This is a genomic window from Blautia hominis (assembly GCA_002270465.1).
GTDB classification, from domain to species: domain Bacteria; phylum Bacillota; class Clostridia; order Lachnospirales; family Lachnospiraceae; genus Blautia; species Blautia hominis.
Genome location: NQOF01000002.1, coordinates 615,178 through 634,753, shown reverse-complemented (window position 1 = coordinate 634,753; position 19,576 = coordinate 615,178). Strand labels below are relative to the sequence as shown.

General features: G+C 47.2%; 21 protein-coding genes and 1 pseudogene. 2 read left to right on the top strand and 20 right to left on the bottom strand.

All coding sequences use genetic code 11. The features are described from left to right. Position 1: 1 nt before the first annotated feature. The 15 genes from CI595_RS08830 to CI595_RS08760 form a co-directional block, all read right to left on the bottom strand. On the bottom strand, positions 2-733 hold the full coding sequence (locus CI595_RS08830; protein ID WP_095172889.1) for a DUF975 family protein: 732 nt from the start codon (positions 731-733) through the stop codon (positions 2-4). A gap of 53 nt (positions 734-786) precedes the next feature. Further along, positions 787-2,460 (bottom strand): ribonuclease J, encoded by a 1,674-nt coding sequence (locus tag CI595_RS08825; protein WP_095172888.1) that lies wholly within the window; start codon positions 2,458-2,460, stop codon positions 787-789. A 202-nt stretch (positions 2,461-2,662) separates the two neighbouring features. After that, complete coding sequence (locus tag CI595_RS08820) at positions 2,663-3,199, bottom strand: Holliday junction resolvase RecU (RefSeq protein WP_095172887.1); 537 nt, start codon at positions 3,197-3,199, stop codon at positions 2,663-2,665. A 53-nt stretch (positions 3,200-3,252) separates the two neighbouring features. Further along, complete coding sequence (gene lepB / locus CI595_RS08815; RefSeq protein WP_095172886.1) at positions 3,253-3,792, bottom strand: signal peptidase I; 540 nt, start codon at positions 3,790-3,792, stop codon at positions 3,253-3,255. After that, complete coding sequence (locus CI595_RS08810) at positions 3,789-4,760, bottom strand: RluA family pseudouridine synthase (RefSeq protein WP_095172885.1); 972 nt, start codon at positions 4,758-4,760, stop codon at positions 3,789-3,791. The genes lepB and CI595_RS08810 overlap by 4 nt, the downstream gene beginning before the upstream one ends. 331 nt (positions 4,761-5,091) lie before the next feature. Further along, the gene (locus CI595_RS08805) at positions 5,092-5,706 is read right to left on the bottom strand and encodes a hypothetical protein (RefSeq protein WP_095172884.1); all 615 of its coding nucleotides are present in this window, start codon (positions 5,704-5,706) and stop codon (positions 5,092-5,094) included. Between the two features lie 97 nt (positions 5,707-5,803). Continuing rightward, complete coding sequence (locus CI595_RS08800) at positions 5,804-6,562, bottom strand: SDR family NAD(P)-dependent oxidoreductase (protein ID WP_095172883.1); 759 nt, start codon at positions 6,560-6,562, stop codon at positions 5,804-5,806. A gap of 4 nt (positions 6,563-6,566) precedes the next feature. After that, positions 6,567-8,465, bottom strand: a complete 1,899-nt coding sequence (locus tag CI595_RS08795; protein ID WP_095172882.1) for a YgiQ family radical SAM protein — start codon at positions 8,463-8,465, stop codon at positions 6,567-6,569. Then, the gene (locus tag CI595_RS08790) at positions 8,462-9,139 is read right to left on the bottom strand and encodes an HAD family hydrolase (RefSeq protein ID WP_095172881.1); all 678 of its coding nucleotides are present in this window, start codon (positions 9,137-9,139) and stop codon (positions 8,462-8,464) included. Before CI595_RS08790 ends, CI595_RS08795 begins: the two co-directional genes overlap by 4 nt. After that, positions 9,132-9,848, bottom strand: coding sequence for a pseudouridine synthase (locus CI595_RS08785; RefSeq protein ID WP_095172880.1), 717 nt, complete (start codon positions 9,846-9,848; stop codon positions 9,132-9,134). The genes CI595_RS08790 and CI595_RS08785 overlap by 8 nt, the downstream gene beginning before the upstream one ends. Next, entirely contained in the window at positions 9,848-11,206 is a 1,359-nt protein-coding gene (locus CI595_RS08780; protein ID WP_095172879.1) for an RsmF rRNA methyltransferase first C-terminal domain-containing protein, read from the bottom strand. The genes CI595_RS08785 and CI595_RS08780 overlap by 1 nt, the downstream gene beginning before the upstream one ends. Positions 11,207-11,252: 46 nt before the next feature. Further along, positions 11,253-12,071 carry a GTP pyrophosphokinase gene (locus tag CI595_RS08775; protein ID WP_095172878.1) on the bottom strand — a complete coding sequence of 273 codons (819 nt, stop codon included), beginning with the start codon at positions 12,069-12,071 and terminating at the stop codon, positions 11,253-11,255. 187 nt (positions 12,072-12,258) lie between these two features. Further along, positions 12,259-12,927: a M23 family metallopeptidase gene (locus tag CI595_RS08770; protein WP_242987137.1), complete on the bottom strand. Its 669-nt coding sequence runs from the start codon at positions 12,925-12,927 to the stop codon at positions 12,259-12,261. Positions 12,928-13,087: 160 nt separating this feature from the next. Further along, on the bottom strand, positions 13,088-14,536 hold the full coding sequence (locus CI595_RS08765; protein WP_095172876.1) for an aminoacyl-histidine dipeptidase: 1,449 nt from the start codon (positions 14,534-14,536) through the stop codon (positions 13,088-13,090). Positions 14,537-15,063: 527 nt separating this feature from the next. Beyond that, positions 15,064-15,378 (bottom strand): hypothetical protein, encoded by a 315-nt coding sequence (locus CI595_RS08760; protein ID WP_095172875.1) that lies wholly within the window; start codon positions 15,376-15,378, stop codon positions 15,064-15,066. Positions 15,379-15,390: 12 nt separating this feature from the next. Here CI595_RS08760 and CI595_RS08755 point away from each other — a divergent pair, with 12 nt between their 5' ends. Next, positions 15,391-16,344: a sporulation protein gene (locus tag CI595_RS08755; RefSeq protein ID WP_095172874.1), complete on the top strand. Its 954-nt coding sequence runs from the start codon at positions 15,391-15,393 to the stop codon at positions 16,342-16,344. Here the strand turns inward: CI595_RS08755 and CI595_RS08750 are convergent. The 4 genes and pseudogenes from CI595_RS08750 to CI595_RS08735 all read right to left on the bottom strand — a co-directional run bounded on the left by CI595_RS08750 (position 16,324) and on the right by CI595_RS08735 (position 18,436). Next, entirely contained in the window at positions 16,324-16,947 is a 624-nt protein-coding gene (locus CI595_RS08750) for an ATPase (RefSeq protein ID WP_065541576.1), read from the bottom strand. The genes CI595_RS08755 and CI595_RS08750 overlap by 21 nt on opposite strands. Positions 16,948-16,969: 22 nt before the next feature. Beyond that, positions 16,970-17,461 carry a pantetheine-phosphate adenylyltransferase gene (gene coaD / locus CI595_RS08745; RefSeq protein ID WP_065541575.1) on the bottom strand — a complete coding sequence of 164 codons (492 nt, stop codon included), beginning with the start codon at positions 17,459-17,461 and terminating at the stop codon, positions 16,970-16,972. A 10-nt stretch (positions 17,462-17,471) separates the two neighbouring features. Then, positions 17,472-18,029: pseudogene (gene rsmD / locus CI595_RS08740) on the bottom strand (16S rRNA (guanine(966)-N(2))-methyltransferase RsmD); the annotation flags it as partial. Positions 18,030-18,043: 14 nt separating this feature from the next. Then, positions 18,044-18,436: a methylglyoxal synthase gene (locus CI595_RS08735; protein WP_065541573.1), complete on the bottom strand. Its 393-nt coding sequence runs from the start codon at positions 18,434-18,436 to the stop codon at positions 18,044-18,046. Positions 18,437-18,701: 265 nt separating this feature from the next. Between CI595_RS08735 and CI595_RS08730 the strand changes: the two genes are divergently transcribed. Then, positions 18,702-18,947, top strand: coding sequence for an alpha/beta-type small acid-soluble spore protein (locus CI595_RS08730; RefSeq protein ID WP_018598013.1), 246 nt, complete (start codon positions 18,702-18,704; stop codon positions 18,945-18,947). A gap of 141 nt (positions 18,948-19,088) precedes the next feature. On the opposite strand, the gene CI595_RS08725 is transcribed toward CI595_RS08730, so the two are convergent. Next, positions 19,089-19,508, bottom strand: a complete 420-nt coding sequence (locus CI595_RS08725; RefSeq protein ID WP_243135123.1) for a DUF6465 family protein — start codon at positions 19,506-19,508, stop codon at positions 19,089-19,091. Positions 19,509-19,576: the final 68 nt, after the last annotated feature.

Here is a 19,576-nt window from a genome sequence, read left to right as displayed (position 1 = left end):
ATCAGGATGATTTCTGTGCTGCGTCTGCCGGTGCCATACGGTCCCCGTCATATTGTTTCATCCGCTCCTCCTTCAGCACTGCATACAGTTCCGCATTGACAGCCCCTATATAAGGGCCTGTGTAAAAAATCCCTAGCAATCCCAAGGATAGTATGGTCAGCACCCTCCATCCCAGAAAGGAGACATCCAGAAGAAACGCCTTCCACTTCTGTCCGCGCATCATATCCTCGCTGATCTGCAGCAGCTCCTCGAATTTGATATCCGGATCTTCTGCCAGAATATAGGGTGTCATACGAAACGCATACGTTTTTATAATGCCCGGAATAAAAAGCATCAGAAACCAGAAAAACAGTTCCAGCTGAACCATGAACATGCCTTTCCTGTATTTTTTATACCTGCCCTCAAAGAATCCGGAAAATACCAGGCCCGCTTTAGCCTGTTCCTCTCTGTTCCTGATGAAAAATACGGCTCCACCCACTTCGATCACGGCAAAGATCAAGATATACAGGATGCCCCGGATCAAAAATCTTTCGATTCCTGTCCGCATCTCCCATGGAACCAATAAATCCGTCCACAGGATTGACACCCAGTTATATTTGTTACCGCGGATCAGGTAGGGGCCTCTGATATCCGTCAGCATGACTGCCAAAACCAGTGAAACCGCAACAGCCGGCCAGTAATTCTTCCGAAGTTTCTCTCTTCCCCGCCTTTTCAGTTCTGCTCTCTTCCACATATCATATACCCTCCCTTTTTGGGGTCAGATATCTCTGCTTCCAATGTCTCTGCCTATATTTCCATAATAACAGGCAGGATCACAGGACTTCTCTTGATCTTCTTCCACAAATAATCATCAAGGCTGTCTCTTATTTCTGACTTTATCTGTCCCCACTCTCTGTGATTCTGCTTATCACATTTTTCAATAGCTTTTGATGCCACCTTCTTTAATTCCCGCATAAGCTCCTCGGACTCCCTCACATACACAAAACCTCTGGAAATAATATCCGGACCTGATAAAAGTTTGCCTGTTTTCCGCTCCAGGGTCAGTGATACAATGATAACTCCGTTTTCTGAAAGGCTCTGTCTGTCTCTGAGTACAATGTTTCCCACGTCCCCCACGCCAAGGCCATCCACATAGACACCTCTTGCGGTAACTTTTGATACCACTTTCCCCGTTTCTTCGGAAAGCTCCAGCACATCTCCTGCTTCCAGGATAAATACGTGGTCCTCCTCTGTTCCCAAGTCTTTTGCCAGATTGCCGCCGGCGATCAGATGGCGGTACTCTCCATGCACCGGAATGGCATACTTTGGCTTCAGCAGAGAATAGATCAGTTTGATTTCCTCCTGGCAGGCATGGCCTGACACATGGGTATCCTGGAAGATAACATCAGCCCCTTTCCTTGCCAGTTCATTGACAATTCTTGAGACGGCTTTCTCATTTCCCGGAATAGGGGTGGAGCTGAAAATGATCGCGTCATTAGGCTTAATCACAACTTTTTTATGGGTGGAATCCGCCATTCTTGACAGCGCAGCCATAGCCTCCCCCTGGCTCCCCGTGGTAATGAACACCAGTTTTTCATCCGGGTAGCGGTTCATTTCATTTACGGAAATAAGAGTCTTTTCCGGGATGGTCACATACCCCAGTTCCTCCGCTATTTTAATAACGGTTTCCATACTCCTTCCCTGCAGGATCACTTTTCTTCCATATTTATAAGCCGTATTCATGATCTGCTGGACACGGTCTACATTGGATGCGAAGGTAGCCACAATGATCCGGTTTGTCCTGTTTTCCGCAAAGAGCGTGTCAAACGTCTTTGCAACCTTTGTCTCAGAAGGCGTAAATCCCGGTCTGATGGCATTGGTGCTGTCACACATCACGGCCAGAACCCCTTTCTTTCCTAAAACACCCATCCGCTGCAAGTCAATGGCTTCCCCGAACAGAGGTGTATAATCCACTTTAAAGTCCCCAGTATGGAAAATGATACCCGCAGGTGTATAGATTGCCAGAGCGGAGGCGCCCGCTATACTGTGGTTCGTCTTTATAAATTCCACACGCATCTCTCCAAGATTAATCTGGCCGCCCTGTTTCACCACTCTGCGCTTTGTCTTTTTCATCAGTTTCGCTTCCTCCAGCTTATGTTCAATAAGCCCCATGGTAAGCCTTGTGGCATAGACCGGTACATTGATCTGCGGCAGGATATAAGGCAGTGCGCCGATGTGGTCTTCATGGCCGTGGGTGATCACAAACCCTTTCACCTTCTCTTTGTTTTCAATCAGATATGTCACATCAGGGATCACCTTGTCGATTCCCAGCATTTCATCGTCAGGAAAGGATATCCCGCAGTCGATCACAAGGATCGTGTCATTATACTCAATGGCTGTGATATTCATTCCGATTTTGTCGAGTCCTCCCAGGGGAATGATTTTCACCCGTCCGTTTTGTTTCTTAGCTGTTTTTTTCAATTTATACCTCTTTCTTCATGCTGTCCCTAAATCATTCAACCATAGAACACACACTGCCGTTCTATGGTCATGAATTAGAAAAACAGCCCAATCTGCCATTAAAGACGGATACGGCTGTTTTACCTGTATACTTCAATTTCTTTCTTCACGGACACATACTTTTAGTATAGTATACACTATTAAGTGAAAAAGCACAACTCTTTTATGTTTCTCTGCTGTCCAGGTCCCAGGCAACCCCTTCCAAAAAGGGCACCAGGAAATTTTTGTTTCTCTTTAAAAAGCAGTCGGGATTCAGTTCCTCGTACTTAAAATGTTTCCTTCCGCCCTCCTGCCCTCTCACCCAGAAGCGGTGCATTTCCCGATATGGCATATAGTAAAGCTCATCCCTGTGTGTAAAAAATAATATCAAAAACGCAATGCCCTGCTGCCGCTCAAAGTCACCCATAAATTCCACCTGATGGGCATGGATATTCTGCAGGGGAAAATTATCCGTATTACACTCTTTTGCATCAAAGCAGACGGGAATACCCTGTACCACTCCGATATAGTCCACTGTACTTTTTTTTTCAAAATACGCCAGGGTGATATGTCTGCTCTCCTTGTCTATACGGACAGGTGTAATGGGGGTGGGGACTTTCTGTATCAGGGCAAGATTCTTTTCCCTGTAGCGCTCGCATGTCTCATTGATGAAGTCCTCCAGCGCGGAACCGCGCAGGCCTCTGGAATTCCAGGTCGCCATCTCCCTTCCTCCTCACTTGGTATTTTGCTGCTTAAGTTTTTTCAGCCTTACCTTTATTTTATCAGCTTTGGTGACGGGAAGTAACGAAGAACAGCCTTACCCAGAATCTTTTCTTTCTTTACAAAGGTGTTGGTCCAAAAACGGGAATCCTTGGAACGGTTTCTGTTGTCACCCAGCATAAAATAACTGCCTTCCGGCACAACTTCCGGTCCCCAGTTGCCCTGGGGCGGCTCCGGTGTGAAACTGTCATCCAAAGGTGTTTCCGAACCGTCAATATACACCTTTCCATCCCTGATCTCCACAGTCTCCCCCGGCAGTCCGATGACACGCTTAATAAAAAGCTGGGTCTCATCATCCGGGTATTTGAAGATAACAATGTCAAAGCGCTGCGGGTCTTTATTTATGTATGCCAGACGGTTACCGAAGATACGGTCACCAGTCATGATCGTGTCCTCCATGGATTCTGAAGGTATCTTAGCATTGATCAAAAGCACATTGTTGACTATGAAAACTACAACAACTACAAAAATTATCATTTTTATATATTCCCAGAGTTCTTCCAGAATGGAAGGCCCTATATACTGTTTGCTCATTTCAGTTTCTCCCCTTTGATGACTTTTTTAAATAATGCAGGCAGTTCCGCCGTCAGCTTAAGTCCGGACAGGTAATTAAGCTCTCCCTCAACAGACGGCATCTCAATCCTCCATGCGTGCAGAAGCTGGGAGGATACCTGATATTTTTTTCTGTATACTTCGTTGATCTCTCTGCTGCCGTATTTCATGTCCCCAATAACGGGATGCCCAATACTGGCCAGATGGCTTCTGATCTGATGGGTGCGCCCCGTTAAAAGTTCCACCTCCAAAAGGGTAGCCTTTCCCTCCGGCGAACAGGAGAGAGGACGCAGACGGGTCTCTATGGGAAGTGCGTCCTTTTTTGGTTCTCTTGTCACAGTCACCTTGTTGGTCCGCTCATTCTTCCACAGATACCCTTTTATATAAGATGGATGCTCCACTTTCCCTGATACCAGCGCAAGATAAAATTTATGCAGGCTTCTGTCTTGAAATGCCCGTGAAAGCGTCTGCAGGCCGGCTATGGTTTTACCTGCTGCCACAATGCCGCTTGTATTGCGGTCCAGACGGTTACAGACAGCAGGATGAAAAGTCTGTAGATCTTCTCTGGTCAGGGCACCCTTTTCCAGAAGGTAGCCTGTCAGATATTCCACCAAAGAGATATCCTTCTTATCTGCCTTCTGGGAGAGCATTCCCACCGGCTTGTTGATAAACAGCACATGGGAATCCTCATAGATAACCTCCAGGCGGCAGGTGTGAATTTCCTCCTGGGTGCCCATAAATTTTTCCAGTGTCTCCTCCGCCAAAAAAAGACGGATACGGTCCTCTGCCTGAAGCTTCTCACTGCCGTCAGCCTTCCTGCCGTTCAGTGTGATATTCTTCTTTCTGAGCATTTTATATAGGAAGCTTTTCGGTGCCTCCTTCAGATATTTTGCAAGATATTTATCCAGACGCTGTCCGCTCTCCCCTGCTTTAACTGTCAATTCTCTCATGTATTCCTCCTAGTACAGCATTGCGTAAGTTTCGGTGATAGAGTGTCTGATATTTTCGTCAGTGCAAGGCGCCGAAGCGACAGCGTAGCGGTTCCTACGACTAGCTTCGGCAACGCGGCACTGGCGTAAATAGTGGGTGCTATATCATTGGAACTTATGCAACGCTGTACTAGTGCTCTATCCAGCCAGAAACAAGACCGTCAGCACTGCCTATTTTGCCATCTGCCGCGTTGTTGTCAGTCAGCGGAGGATCCGCTGCGTTTCCCTCCTCCGCCTTACAGACTGACAAAAGATCCAGCACTGACAGTCCTGTTTCCGGCCGGATGTAGCACTAGAGGGAAATTGCATAAATAGTATGCAGGATCAGTTCATTTCTGGTCAAGTCCGGATATTTTTCATCCGGTGTAAAACGGATATCCTTTTCCAAGGATTCGTGGTGCTCCCACATGGATTCCAGCCGGTTCAGATAATCCGGCAGTTTCCGGAAAATCTTCACATTCACATAGTATCCATTTTGTCTAAGGATGGACTGGATATGCTTCTCCGTAAAAGGTATGTCGGACTTCTCACGGCTGGTATATCCAACCACAGTATTGCCGCATACTGCCATAGAATCCACAAAGGTCTGTTTTTCATATGCGGAAATGACCAGTTCATAACCCAGGGTCAGGCCATTTTTATGCTTTTCGATCTGCTGATAATCCTTCTCGGACATGGGTTTCTGTATATACATCATAATCATGCCCACCGCGAATTTGCAGGCCGGCAGACACGCCACAACAGCAACCACCGTAAAAACCGTATTACGGTTTCCCTTGATAATAAGGCCGGTAAAAAAAACTGAAAGCGGGGCGATAAAGGCCAGTATGGTGTACAGGGTTCTTTTTTTCTTCTGGGAAGTAATATAGCCGAAATCACCTTTTCTGATTTTCTTCTTTTTTTCCATTGAAAATCCGTCTCCTCATAAGTGTCATTTAGAAACAAGGTAATTATTCAGTCCCCGCATGATAACCGCTTCCTTGCGGGATGTGGGCACCAAACAGTTACAAAACAAGTTCTACAATTTTTAATAATACCCTATGTGGAACAATTTTGCAAAGGATAAAAAAACATTTCATAGAAAATCCATAAATAGAGATTTCTTTTTTTCTGGCAGCATCTATAATAGCCTGGCTTACCACAGCTTCAGGACGGGCAATAAACCTGCGTTTGTAGGAGGGTATACGGCTTTTTCCACCCATATTCTCCAGAAATTCCGTATCTACCGGCCCCGGGCAGACGATGGTCACTGCAATATACCCCCGCAGTTCCCTGGCAAGTGCCCGTGAAAAACTGAGTACATAAGCCTTTGTAGCAGCATAGACAGCGAATTCCGGCTGGGGAATAAAAGCAGCCGCGGATGCCGTCATGACGATATGGCTTTTCTGCCTCATATACGGCAGAATGATCCTGGTGATCTCTGTCAACGCCCTACAGTTTAGATCCACCATTCTGGCACAGTCCTCTGTGGGTGTGACCTCCACACTTCTGTGCACCCCGCAGCCCGCGGCGTTTACCAGATATTTTACATAAGGTTTGTATTCCCTCAGCATTTCTTTTAACTTCTTGATACTTTTCTTATCCGTAATATCCATAGGTATGACACGGACTTTTATACAGATTTCCTTCTTCAGCTCCTCCAGAACTTCACCCCGTCTGGCAATGGCCCAGATTTCATCCAGCCAGCCGTAGTTGTATGCAAGCTGGCGCACAAACTCCTTCCCCATTCCCGAGGAAGCACCGGTTATGACTGCTATTTTCAAACGATCACCTACTCTTCTTTTTGTGGATGTTTCTTATTGTTTTTTTCTTCTGGGTATTTCTGCGGTCTTTTGTTCCGGCCCCGCGCTCCGCTTCGTTTCTCTTTGTATCGGTTCCCCTTCCTGTACGGATCAGACATTTTCTGTCTGTTCCGATCAGGTCAGTCCTTCCCGCTTTTATGAGGGCCTCTTTTACAAGTTCCCGGTTGGCGGGGTTTTTATACTGGATCAGTGCACGCTGCATGGCTTTTTCGTGGGGATCTTTCGGTATATATACCGGCTCCATGGTCCTTGGGTCAAGTCCGGTGTAATACATACAGGTGGACATGGTGGACGGCGTCGGATAAAAATCCTGCACCTGCTCCGGCGTGAATCCCATATCCCGCACATATTCCGCCAGTTTCACTGCCTCTTTCATGGTGCATCCCGGATGGGAGGACATGAAATAGGGCACTGCATACTGCTTTTTCCCTGTGCGTGCGTTCGCCTTTTCAAAATCCTTCAAAAATGTTTCATATACAGCATGTTCCGGTTTTCCCATATAGAAAAGCACCTTGTCGGATACGTGTTCCGGTGCCACCCGGAGCTGCCCGCTCACATGGTGTTGTGCCAGCACTTCCAAAAATTCCTTGTCCCGGTCTGCCTCCACATAATCAAAGCGGATTCCGGAGCGGATAAATACTTTTTTAATCCTCGGAATCTCACGCAGCTTTGCCAAAAGCTCCAGATAATCCCTGTGGTCCGCCTCCAGATTTTTGCAGGGTTTCGGAAACAGGCATTGCCGGTTTTTGCAGACCCCCTTAGTCATCTGCTTTTTACAGGCAGGATGACGGAAATCTGCGGTAGGGCCTCCCACATCGTGGATGTATCCCTTGAACGCCTTCTCCTCTGTGCACATGACAGCCTCGTCCAGAATGGATTCATGGCTTCTTGCCTGCACGATCCGCCCCTGATGAAAGGCAAGGGCGCAAAAATTGCAGCCTCCGAAGCATCCCCGGTTGCTGGTGAGACTGAATTTAATTTCTTCAATTGCCGGTATTTTCCCCATTTTTTCATACATGGGGTGGTACGTGCGGGTATAAGGCAGATGATAGACCTCATCCATCTCCTGTGTCGTGAGGGGCTTAGACGGCGGGTTCTGTACCAGATATCCCTGCTTCTCATAAGGTTCTGCCAAAACTTTCCCCGTAAAAGGGTCCATATTTTCATACTGGATACGAAAACTCTCGGCATAGGCCTTCTTGTCTTTGCACAGCTCCTCATAGGATGGCAGGAGCACACCGCCCGGCATTTCCTTTGTACGGTATACCGTACCCGGTATATGGTGTATATCACTGACCGGAGTCCCCTCATTGAGCGCTCTTGCTATGGCAAGGATACTTTTTTCTCCCATTCCGTAGGAGATCATATCCGCCCCGGAGTCCAGAAGCACAGAACGTTTCAGGGAATCAGACCAGTAATCATAATGGGCGAATCTTCTGAGGGAAGCCTCGATCCCGCCGATGATCACAGGGGTATGTTTATAGGTTCTGCGTATCAGATTGCCGTACACGATAACTGCCCGGTCAGGGCGAAGCCCCATTTTTCCGCCGGGGGAATAAGCATCCGTGCTGCGGTGCTTTTTTGAAACGGTATAATGGTTCACCATGGAATCCATATTGCCTGCTGACACCAGAAAGGCAAGGCGCGGTTCTCCAAACACGGAGATGCTGTTCTCATCCTTCCAGTCGGGCTGGGCAATGATCCCCACACTATAACCGTAGGATTCCAGAAGCCTGGTAATGATAGCCGTGCCGAAAGAGGGATGGTCCACATAGGCATCACCGCTCACATAGACAAAATCCGGCCGGGTGATTCCTCTTTGTTCCATCTCTTTTCCGGTCACCGGCAAAAACTCTGTCATCATATGAGCACCTCATAGGTATGGTCCATCACCTGGAAATAATCCGCAATATAGTAATCTGCCAAATCTCTCTTCTTATCTGCCTGCTGTGCACTGAAGGCATCCTCCACGGCACAGACCTTCATGCCCGCATTCTTTCCTGCCAGTATCCCCATGGGGACATCCTCAAACACCAGGCATTCCTCTGGATTTTTATGTAATCCCGCTGCTGTCTTCAGGTACACATCCGGTGCCGGTTTACCGGCCGGCACATCACAGCAGGTAGTGATGCCGGAAAAATAACCTTCTATGGAATGGGCCTTCAGCACCATCAAGATCAGCTCCTTACTGTTGCTGGAACAGATGGCAGCGGGGATCTCCTTCTCTTTTAAATAATCTAAAAACTCCCGCACCCCTTTTTTCAGAGGAATCTCATGGCAGTATTTGTGTTCCGCCATGGTCACCCAGGTGCTTTTAATGGCTTCCAGAGAATCCGGAAGGGCAAAGCGTTCTTTAAAATATGCCGCAGTCTCTGTAAATCCCATTCCCTCCAGCTCCTGCTGGAACTCTTCCAGATTCTCCGGCATCTCCAGCCCTTTCATGGCCAGAAACTCCTCGTCCACTGCCTTCCACATCCACATGGAATCCACCAGGGTTCCATCCAAATCAAATAATACTGCATTGATATTTTCAAGCATTGTTCTTTAACCTTTCTATCTCTTCCGCCGAAAGTTTCCGGTACTGTCCGGGTTTCAGCCCTTCATCCAAAATAAGCGGGCCCATGGAGAGCCTTTTTAAGTATACCACTTCATTACCCACAGATGCAAACATACGCTTTACCTGGTGGAATTTTCCTTCCCTGATGGTAATGCAGCACTGCCTGTCTCCGGGCACAAACCCGGTGATATCTGCAGGCATGGTCAGATTTTCTTCACCGATATCCACACCTTCACACAGCTTCCTGCTGTCCTCCTGTGACAGTTTTTCTCTCAGGCGTACAAAATATGTCTTGTCCACATGTTTTTTCGGCGAGAGCAGCCTGTGGGCCAAAGCCCCGTCATTGGTGATGAGGAGCAGGCCTTCCGTGTCTTTATCCAAACGTCCTACGGGAAAAAGGTCTTTCCTCTTTTTTGAAGCTATGCAGTCCAGAACCGTTTTCTCCCTGTTGTCCTCTGTGGCGGAGACTACGCCCTGGGGTTTATTCAACATATAATATTCAAAATCTTCATATGTCACTTTCTCCCCGGAAGCCAAGATCTCATCGGTATCAGGGTCAACCTTAAACTCCGGTTTTGTGACAGTCCCGCCGTTTACTGCCACCTGCCCGCCTTTCAAAAGCTTTTTCACTTCGCTTCTGGTGCCCAGCCCCATATCAGCCAGGTATTTGTCCAATCGCATCTTTCCCATTACTGCCATCTCCATCCGGCATAATATTTATTCTTCAGAACGCCTCCCGCCAGCTTGCCAAAGCCTAAAGGATAATCTTTCACACAGATGAGCTGCCACCCCTTCTGCTTTGTGACCGGCAGATCCGATACATCCAGGGTCTCCCCTTTCAGGTATTTGACCGCCCGCACATCCTCCGGTTCCAGCCGGATGCAGGAGACAAATGCCTCCGGCTTTAAGGCCATAGCCAGTGCCTGGGAAGGCTCAAATCTGTTCTTCTTCACGTCACCCAGATAGAGCCCTGTGCGGAGATAGCGGAGTTTCGGCATCTCCTCCCTAACGGGAAGCAGGTAAAGTCTGTCACGGTCCAGTTTCAGCCTCTCTCTGTCTATGGGGCAGGATAAAAGTGACAGAAACTCCTCTACACAATCCGGCATCTTCTGCGGCTTTCTTTTTCCCGGACGCCGCCTGTCTCTGCTGCTGTCTTCCCCAGTCTTTTGGCTCTTTTCCAGCAAAGCCAGAAAATGCCCTTCACCGGGCATTCTGTGCGGGAAAATCCTGACACATTTTTCAAGTCCGGCGCCTTCTGCAAATCCTTCGTAGGGAAGAATCTCCTTCAGACGCATATCCGGCATATTCTGCAGCAGATATTCAATCACTTCCTCGTCCTCTTTCCTTGAAAATGTGCAGGTGGAATATAAAAGCATCCCTCCCCCGCGCAGCATACCGGCACCCTGAAGAATGAGTTTTTTCTGTATGGGGACATAAGCCTCAGGCCCTCTCTCCTTCCAGTATTCCATCATCCTGGGTTCCCGGTGGAACATTCCCTCCCCGGAACAAGGTGCATCAATAAGCACTTTATCAAAAAAACCCGAAAAATTTCTCTCAAGCACCTCCGGGTCCTCACTGGTCACGCAAATATTGGGAATGCCGGCCATCTCCAGATTTTTCAATAAAGCCTTAGCCCTGCTGCTGCTGATGTCGTTTGCAAACAGCATCCCCTCTCCTCCGAGCCGGCTGCCCAGCTCCGTTGCCTTCCCGCCCGGAGCCGCACATAGATCCAGCACGTAATCCCCCGGTTCCACAGGAAGCCTGCTTGCCGGCGTCATAGCACTTGGCTCCTGAATGTAGTATAGTCCCGCGTAATAATAAGGATGCCTGGATGCACGCTCCTCATCCTTCAGAAAATACCCATTGGGTATCCAGGGCACTTTCTCCATGGAGAAAGGTGTGACAGCTTCAAATTCTTCACATGTGATCTTTGCTGTATTGACACGGAGTCCCTGCATGACTGGCAGGTCAAGGCTCTTTTTATAGGCCTCCAGCTCCGTGCCCAGCAGTTCTTTCATCTCTTGTTCATAAGCACTCGGCAGATTCATTTTTCTTTCTGTGTAACTGACTGTACCTTTCCAGTTACCTCTTCCTTTACATAATCTCTTCTGTAGCCACTGCCTGGGCCCGATAGCCCTCAGCGATAATATCCAGTTCCCGGTGGAACCTCTCCAGTCTGGACAGGTCCTTTGTCTCATAGATCCGGTAAAATTCGTCCTGTATTTTTGCCACTTCCCGCTTGTTGGAATAGTGGTATAGATTCTCGATATTATTCAGGATTCCGGACACCAGATTCGACTGGTGCAGCATAGAATTCTGTGCATCCATAACCTCACTGCGTACCGATGACATTTCCTCATCCAAAAGCAGAATGGACTGGGCCGCATGGTTCAGCCGCGCCTTTAAATGAGGCGGCATATTTCCCTTGTACTTGTACTGCAGGGAATGTTCAATGGTTGCCCAGAAATTCATGGCAAGGGTCCGGATCTGGATCTCAGCCCTGATATCTTTTGGGCCGTCTAAAGTCTCCACATGATACAGAACGATCATATGGTAGCTTCTGTACCCGCTCTCTTTCATGTGTGTGAGATAATCCTTCTCCTCCACCACCTGCATATCCCGGCGCTTTCTGATTATCTCTGCTACTTTTTCAATATCTTCATAAAACTGGCAGATGACCCGGATGCCGGCGATATCTTCCACCTTCTCCTCCAGGTCTGCCCAGGATATATTTTTTCTCTGCATTTTCTCCAGAATACTGTTAATTGTTTTTACTCTTCCGCTTACTTGTTCGATGGGGGAGTACAGGTCCTTTTCTTTGTGCTCCTTCTTCAGATGGTTAAATTTGATAACCAGCTCTTTGACAGCAAGTTCATACGGAATCAGCAGTTCACGCCATAAATGTATCTCCATAAGACATTACTCCTTACCAGTGCGCCTGTTTTTCTGTCCCTGATCGCAGCCGCATCTTTTGCGGCACAATTTACGGGGTGCCCGAATGGGTATCCAGAGCCGCGCGCTTTGTTTTCCCTATAACGGCCTGGTTTTCGCGTAAGGTATATTAAGTATAGCATATTTCCATAGCTCTCACCATAGAAATTCAGTAACTTATCTCCTTTGTATGATTCTTCAGGTATACAAGCACAGGATACGGATTTAAGGCATATTCCTCCTCACTACCGTATCTCACGTATAATCCCATATGTAAATGGGGTGCAAACTTCCCGCGTGTCCCCTCTTCGCCATATCCGCTGTCACCCAGAAATCCCAGAAGCTCTCCTGCTTTCACAGCTTCCCCCTCCTGAAATTCTCTGCCGTAACCGCTCAGATGGGCATAATAAAAATAGCCTCCTCCCGGACTTCGGATTCCAATCCTCCAGCCTCCCAAGGGGAGCCATCCCACCTTCTCCACAGTTCCGTCTGTGACACTTATGACAGGGTAATACCCGGAAAGCATTGCTTTACCGAAAATATCGCAGCCTTCATGTTTCCGTTTTCCCCCATAATTCCGCTCCTCCATCCAGGTATCCGCAAAAGAAAACGGATCTTCCTTTTCCACAGGGCAAACGGCAAGAGGAAAATACTCCATATCCTGCCAAAAAGGCAGAAAAAGCCGCATCTCCTCAGGAGACATACCTGCTTTCTCCATCTCGTGAACAGGAATCCCGGCTTCCCGCAGGGTTTCCAGGGAAACATGTTCTTTCAGGGAACTGATGGCAAAAACATCCGCAAACACCAAAATCAGAAAAAACAGTATCCATTTCCGCACAAAAATTCCCCCATCTGACATAAAATTCGGCTGTGCCTGTACCAGAGCATAAAAAAGCCAGCTCTTACCCGTACATATCATTTTATGAACAGACAGGGGAAAATATTCCAATTATTTCAATTATTTATGACAATAAAAAGTTCGCGGAGCGTGCTTTCTATCATTTCAATCTTTTTAATACTTCCAGCAGATATTCATAGACTCTGGCTGTGGAGGAGATGGAAAGAGTCTCCTCAGAAGTATGGATATCCTTCATATCCGGTCCTATGGAAATACAGTCAAGTCCCGGAATCTTCTCGTAGAACAATCCGCATTCCAGACCCGCATGGATCACCTGGACAGCAGGCTCCTCCTTAAACATTTCTTTGTAAACCTGGACCATCAGCGGACGCAGTACGGAATCCTGACGATACTCCCAGGAAGGATAATCCCCTTCCACATGATACTCACCGCCTAAAAATTCCGTCAGATACTGTATTTTCTGACCCAGTGCTTTTTTCGCCGAACCTGCGGAGCTTCTCACACTGGCAGAGCAGGTCAAACACTCCTCCGTCAGTCTTGTAACACCCACATTACAGGATGTCTCCACAAGTCCCTCAATAAATCCGCACATCTTCTGAATGCCGTTTGGATAATTTACAAGGAAGAAGATCACTTTTTCCTGGCTTACAGGGTGAAGCACCTGCGCGCTCTTCTCGCCCTTACACACAGTCGTCACCGTGATTCCCTCATCTGTACCTGTATATTCTTTTCTGAGCATCTGCGTAAATTCTTCGGCATAGCTTACCAGCCTTTCCCCATCTTCTGCTTCCACCAGTACAGAAGCCTGTGCCTGACGGGGAATCGCATTATCCTTTTGTCCGCCATTTAGGGAAATAAGTCCAAACTCCCCATACTCTCTGAACTCATGGAGAAACCTTGCCATAAGCAGTGTGGCATTTGCCCTTATTTTATCAATCTCTGCCCCGGAGTGGCCGCCCAAAAGTCCATCCACCTTAATATCATAGCAGATCCCTGTTCTCTCCTGATACTTTACAGGGAGCTCACTAATACTTGTCATACCGCCCGCACAGCCTGCCCAGAGAATCCCTTCCTCCTCAGAATCCAGATTGATCAGATACTTCCCTTTCATGGAAGTCGTATCCAGAGCAGATGCTCCCAAAAGTCCGATCTCCTCATCCACAGTAAACACAGCCTCAATGGCCGGATGCTGCAGTTTATCATCCTCCAGAATGGCCAGCTCATAGGCTACAGCGATCCCGTTATCACCGCCCAGCGTAGTGCCGTCCGCATGTATCATATCCCCCTCAACAAAAAGTGTGAGCGGGTCTTTTGTAAAATCATGGGTACTGTTTGGAAGCTTCTCACAGACCATATCCACATGTCCCTGCAGGATCACCACCGGAGCATTCTCATATCCGCCGGCAGCCTCCTTAAATATAATCACATTCCCGCTTTCATCCTGAATATAACGAAGTCCATGCTCCTTGGCAAAATCCGCAAGATAATCACTGATCCCCTGCGTATTCCCAGAACCATGGGGAATTTTCGTAATCTCCTCAAAATAATGAAAAACTCTTTCCGGTTTCAGATTCTCTAATACTGACATATCAATTCCTCCTGTAATTTTATTCCTCTGCTGTCTTCTATTTTGTCACATTCTCCCCTGATTGGCAAGGGATAGGATGGTGGTTTTTTTTTACTTGTTTTTTTTGGGGGTGTGGCTCACGGACGGAGAGGTGGGGGGAAGGGGGCTGTGTCCGCTCGACGTTCCGGAACCAGTGAGCTAACCGATAACTGCGACTAAGACGCTCACCAGCGGGTTCGCGCCAAGTCTCCGTAATCGGTGGATCTCACAGGCTCCTCCACTTAACCTCGCTGACACAGCCCCCTTCCCCCCACCTCTCCTGCTCTTCTCTCCGGAACTAGAAAACATGTAAAAATTTTTATTAGTAGTAAAAAACAATCTACGTTTTTATAAAAACAAAAACCCTAAGTACCTATTTATTACCGGCAATTACCTGGGCACATCCCTGACAGTAATATAAACTTCTACTTAAACGTAGTTAATCTTTCAATTCACTTCTTTAAACGCAGTCCACCTTCCAATTCACTTCCTCAAACGCAGTCCACCTTTCAATACACACCCCTGAGCCAGTGAAAACCAGGAAGCGTATGGGAGAAGGCCGGGGGAGAGGCGGTATGCGTGTGAGTGATGTTTAGTGGAGCGCCGCGGAGATCCACCTGCCCCAGTTCCTTAATGAAGAGGCCATTGCCGATGAATTTAGGAAATGGGAGCAGGTTAGCTCCGTGGCAGCGGAACGCTTCACTCACACGCATACCGCCTCTCCCCCGGCCTTCTCCCATACGCTTCCGTCCGCATTCACCCGCATTCACCCGCATCCACCCGCATTCATCCGCATTCCCTCGCATATACTTAAAAAAACCCAAAAGAGGCCCCTCATGAAACGCTCCCTCTCCCTGCTCCCCTTCCTTATTATGCTTGCATTCCTCCTCCTCTTCCCGGACACCTCATTCACCTGCGCAGCCTCCGGTCTGATGCTTTGGTTTGAAACCCTGCTGCCTTCCCTGCTGCCCTTTATGATCATCTCAAACCTGCTGATCAAGACTGACCTGCTGAAAAACTGGATCCGTATCCCCACCGGACTGTGGCACCGCTTTTTCGCCCTCTCCTGTGACGGTGCCTACGCTCTAATCCTTGGGCTCGTCTGCGGCTATCCCATGGGCGCCAAAGTGACTGCTGACCTCTACCTGGAAAAACGTATTTCCAAAAAAGAGGCAGAATACCTGCTCACCTTTGCCAACCACCCCGGTCCTTCGTTCCTATCTTCCTATGTCTGTCTGCAGGCCCTCGGCCAGAAGGCACTGATCCTGCCCACCTACGGCATCATCTATCTTGCCAACTATCTGTGCTGCCTCCTTTTCCGAAGGAGAGCCGACCGCCAGGCCATTGCCGCTGATTCTGACGATCATGCAGAAAACAAAAGAAACGAAAAAGAGATATCCATCCAATCCCCTGTGGGAGAAATTCTGGATACCTCTATTATGAACGGATTTGAGTCCATCACAAAACTGGGAGGATATATCATCCTCTTTTCTGTCTTCCAGGGTGTCATTAAAAAGGTATTTGCACCTTTAGGGCCCGTTATGTATCTCATGTGCGGCATCACGGAAATGACCACCGGCATCACTGCCCTGGCAGGTACCGGCTGGAATCTTACACTCCTGTACCCCATGCTGCTGGGTATCACTGCCTTCGGCGGCATCTGTGTTGCAGCTCAGACAAAATCCATGCTTGCGGGAACAGACCTCTCCTTCGGACCTTACATATGGGCAAAACTCGTTAACTTTCTGCTCACAGGCCTTCTGGCATTTTTATTCATCGAAATCGTCTAGATCATCATCGTCCAAAGATACGCTCTCTGTCGGTGCAGTTTCCTGTACCGGCGCTGCTCCTCCAAGCTGGGGCTGCAGTTCGCTTCTGTTTCTGTTGATCACATCCAGAGAAGCCTGCAGGGAACGAACAAACTCGTTGTATTTTGCACCTGCATCCTCAAGAGTGTTAGCCATGATCTGGCCCATATTAGCCATCATTTCATCTGTATAGGAAATTGCACTGAGACGCAGGTTATTGGCATCATTGGTTGCTGCGTCAATGATCTCCTGAGCCTGACGGTTAGCGGTATTCACTGTCTCATTGGCCTGTGCGTATGCCTGCTGCATCACCTCAGACTCCTTTACCATCTCCTGTACCTGAACTTTTGTCTCAGCAATAATGGTGTCTGCCTTAGCCTGGGCATCTGCCAGGATAGCATCCTTGTTACTGATGATCTTCTGGTATCTCTTGATCTCATCCGGAGTTTTCATACGCAGCTCACGAAGAAGTTCTTCTAATTCTTCCTTGTTCACTACGATTTTGGTGGTGGACAATGGCTGATATTTGCAGCTCTCTACATATTCTTCAATTTCTTCGATAATCTGTTCAATTCTGCTACTCATAATCATTCTCCTTATTGTATTCTTACTTTTTTTCCTTCTGTGCGAATTTTTCTCTCACTTTTTCAACGACGTACTCCGGAACGAACTTTGATATATCCGCGCCGAAATAGGCGGCTTCTTTTACAGTGGTGGAACTTAAGTAGGCATATTCCAGGCTGGTAGTCAGAAACATGGTATCCACATCCCTGGCAAGCACCCGGTTGGTCTGTGCCATCTGCAGTTCATATTCAAAATCAGTAATTGCCCGCAGACCGCGGATAATCACCTTGGCATCACAGCTTCTTGCGAAATTCACCGACAGCCCTGAAAATGATGTCACTTTCAGGTTCGGGATATCCGCCGTCACTTTCTTTAATATATTAACACGTTCTTCGACAGAAAACAACGGACTTTTTTCAGAATTCATCAAAACTCCAACAATTACCTCATCAAAAAGCTCCGCCGCCCTCTTTATCACGTCCAGATGTCCAAAAGTTGCCGGGTCAAAGCTGCCCGGATAAATTGCTCTCACCATCGCTCGTATCTCATGCCTTTCTCAGGAAAATGTGCCGGTTCGTTTTGTATCTCTTGTCTTTTACCATAGTGAAGCCGTACTCTTCCAGATAATCAAAGGGTGTCTCTAAGGAGGCCTCCACCACGATCAGGGTATCCTCATCCACATAGGATGCTTTGGAAAGCACCGAAAGCACCTGTTTTTCCAGTTCCCTGTTATAGGGAGGATCCATGAAAATACAGCCGAAGGGCTCACTGCCCTCCAGAACGCCCAGGGCAGAAAAAACGTCCTGGCAGTAAAGTTCTGCTTTGTCAGCAAGCCGGGTAAACTTCAGATTTTCCCGAATGCACTCTGCCGCTTTTTTATTTTTTTCTATAAAGACACACGAATATGCCCCTCTGCTCAATGCTTCAATTCCGATAGCACCACTGCCTGAAAAAGTATCCAGGAACCGGCATTCACATAGGTAAGGCTGCAGCATATTAAACAGCGTCTCCTTGATCCTGTCAGTGGTCGGCCGGATGTCCGTACCGGGGATTGTCTTGAGGGGCATACTCTTTGCACTTCCTGCAATCACTCTCATCTTGTTGTAATTCCTTTTCTCTACTTACTCAGCCGCCAATCCAGATCACCATGGTCAAGTCCCAAAATCAGGGATTCTGCTGTAGCGATATTCGTAGCGATAGGGATATTGTACTGGTCACAGCACCGGGAAATCTGGTAGACATCCGGTTCTTTCTGATCGATCATAGCCGGGTTATAGAAAAAAATCACCATATCTATATCTCCCCGCTCTATCATTTCCGTAAACTGCTTATCTCCGCCCATGCTTCCCGGAAGGAACTTGTGGACATGCAGATTGGTCACTTCCTCAATCCTTCTGCCCGTTGTCCCGGTGGCATAGACCTGGTGTTTTGCCAGAATATTCTTATAAGCAATACAAAAATCTTCAATCAGAGGTTTTTTACTGTTGTGCGCTATAATACCAACATTCATATTCTATCATCCTCATTTTCTTTTATCAGAACAATTATAGCAAATATAACAACTAACTGCAATTATTATTTTAAATTTTATACATATTTTACAGATTTATACAAATCGCCCTGCGCAAATTAAATGTTTTATTCACTGAAACCTTATTGTAATACAATTCACAAAATTTGTCAAAACTTGAAAGAACTTCTATGTGTAAAAATATAAATAAATCACATACTACCATTGTAACAAAAAAACAAAACATTTAAGGAGGAAGAAAAAAATGTCTAACACAAATTCTTCTAACAGCGCAGCAGTACCCGAAGCAAAGAGTGCATTAAACCGTTTTAAATATGAGGTAGCCAATGAGTTAGGTGTACCGCTTACAGACGGTTACAACGGAAACCTGACTTCCAAACAGAACGGTTCCGTTGGTGGTTATATGGTTAAGAAAATGATCGAAGCACAGGAAAGACAGATGTCAAGCGGAGGATCTACTCCGATGTCTAACGGTTCTACTCAGCTTTAATCAGTAGCTTGATAAGTAAGCTCTGAACAGTGATCTGTTCAACAAAAACTGAATGAGCCTTCATTCAAAAAAGAGGGCGCTTCTTCCCAATGAAGGAGCTCCCTCTTTTCCTTTTACATAAAACCTTATGAAAGCACGTTCTTATAAATCCACTTTATTTCCGCCTTCTTTGTATTCCTTGTTGATCACATAGTAAGCGGCGTTCTCTTCCGGTTTGATGTAAATCTGCATTTCTTTGATGTCGCTCTCTTTTTTTCCGGTCTCGTCCATCCATGCTTTTTTTACACTGTTCTCAATATCTTCAACCTTGTATTCGCTGCCCATGCACTGAACATAAACACATTTCTTTGCTTCTGCAGCCTTTGCAGCAGGTTTTGCAGCAGCTTTTTTCTCAGCTACGGCTTTCTTTGCAGCGGCACGTTTTACAGGCTGTTTTTTCTCTGTGGTTTTGGCAGTTTTCACCGGTTCTGCAGCGGTAACTGCTTCTGTCTTCTTCTCTTCGGTCGTTGTCTTCACAGCCTCTGTCGCAGCTGCTTTTGTCGTTGATTTCTTAATAGGCATAATAAATCTCCTCCTTTTACATACCCTTTGAAATTTCGATTTTCCCGTTAATCATATACCTTTTTCAA

Excerpts from the sequence above, each read along its gene's own strand:
- CI595_RS08725 (WP_243135123.1), bottom strand. The coding sequence starts at position 19,508 with ATGCCTATTAAGAAATCAACGACAAAAGCAGCTGCGACAGAGGCTGTG.
- CI595_RS08830 (WP_095172889.1), bottom strand. The coding sequence starts at position 733 with ATGTGGAAGAGAGCAGAACTGAAAAGGCGGGGAAGAGAGAAACTTCGG.
- coaD (WP_065541575.1), bottom strand. The coding sequence starts at position 17,461 with ATGGTGAGAGCAATTTATCCGGGCAGCTTTGACCCGGCAACTTTTGGA.
- CI595_RS08790 (WP_095172881.1), bottom strand. The coding sequence starts at position 9,139 with ATGCTTGAAAATATCAATGCAGTATTATTTGATTTGGATGGAACCCTG.
- CI595_RS08810 (WP_095172885.1), bottom strand. The coding sequence starts at position 4,760 with ATGAGAGAATTGACAGTTAAAGCAGGGGAGAGCGGACAGCGTCTGGAT.
- CI595_RS08820 (WP_095172887.1), bottom strand. The coding sequence starts at position 3,199 with ATGGCGACCTGGAATTCCAGAGGCCTGCGCGGTTCCGCGCTGGAGGAC.
- CI595_RS08795 (WP_095172882.1), bottom strand. The coding sequence starts at position 8,465 with ATGATGACAGAGTTTTTGCCGGTGACCGGAAAAGAGATGGAACAAAGA.
- CI595_RS08730 (WP_018598013.1), top strand. The coding sequence starts at position 18,702 with ATGTCTAACACAAATTCTTCTAACAGCGCAGCAGTACCCGAAGCAAAG.
- CI595_RS08755 (WP_095172874.1), top strand. The coding sequence starts at position 15,391 with ATGAAACGCTCCCTCTCCCTGCTCCCCTTCCTTATTATGCTTGCATTC.
- lepB (WP_095172886.1), bottom strand. The coding sequence starts at position 3,792 with ATGAGCAAACAGTATATAGGGCCTTCCATTCTGGAAGAACTCTGGGAA.
- CI595_RS08805 (WP_095172884.1), bottom strand. The coding sequence starts at position 5,706 with ATGGAAAAAAAGAAGAAAATCAGAAAAGGTGATTTCGGCTATATTACT.
- CI595_RS08735 (WP_065541573.1), bottom strand. The coding sequence starts at position 18,436 with ATGAATGTTGGTATTATAGCGCACAACAGTAAAAAACCTCTGATTGAA.
- CI595_RS08765 (WP_095172876.1), bottom strand. The coding sequence starts at position 14,536 with ATGTCAGTATTAGAGAATCTGAAACCGGAAAGAGTTTTTCATTATTTT.
- CI595_RS08780 (WP_095172879.1), bottom strand. The coding sequence starts at position 11,206 with ATGAATCTGCCGAGTGCTTATGAACAAGAGATGAAAGAACTGCTGGGC.
- CI595_RS08775 (WP_095172878.1), bottom strand. The coding sequence starts at position 12,071 with ATGGAGATACATTTATGGCGTGAACTGCTGATTCCGTATGAACTTGCT.
- CI595_RS08750 (WP_065541576.1), bottom strand. The coding sequence starts at position 16,947 with ATGAGTAGCAGAATTGAACAGATTATCGAAGAAATTGAAGAATATGTA.
- CI595_RS08785 (WP_095172880.1), bottom strand. The coding sequence starts at position 9,848 with ATGGGAAAGATGCGATTGGACAAATACCTGGCTGATATGGGGCTGGGC.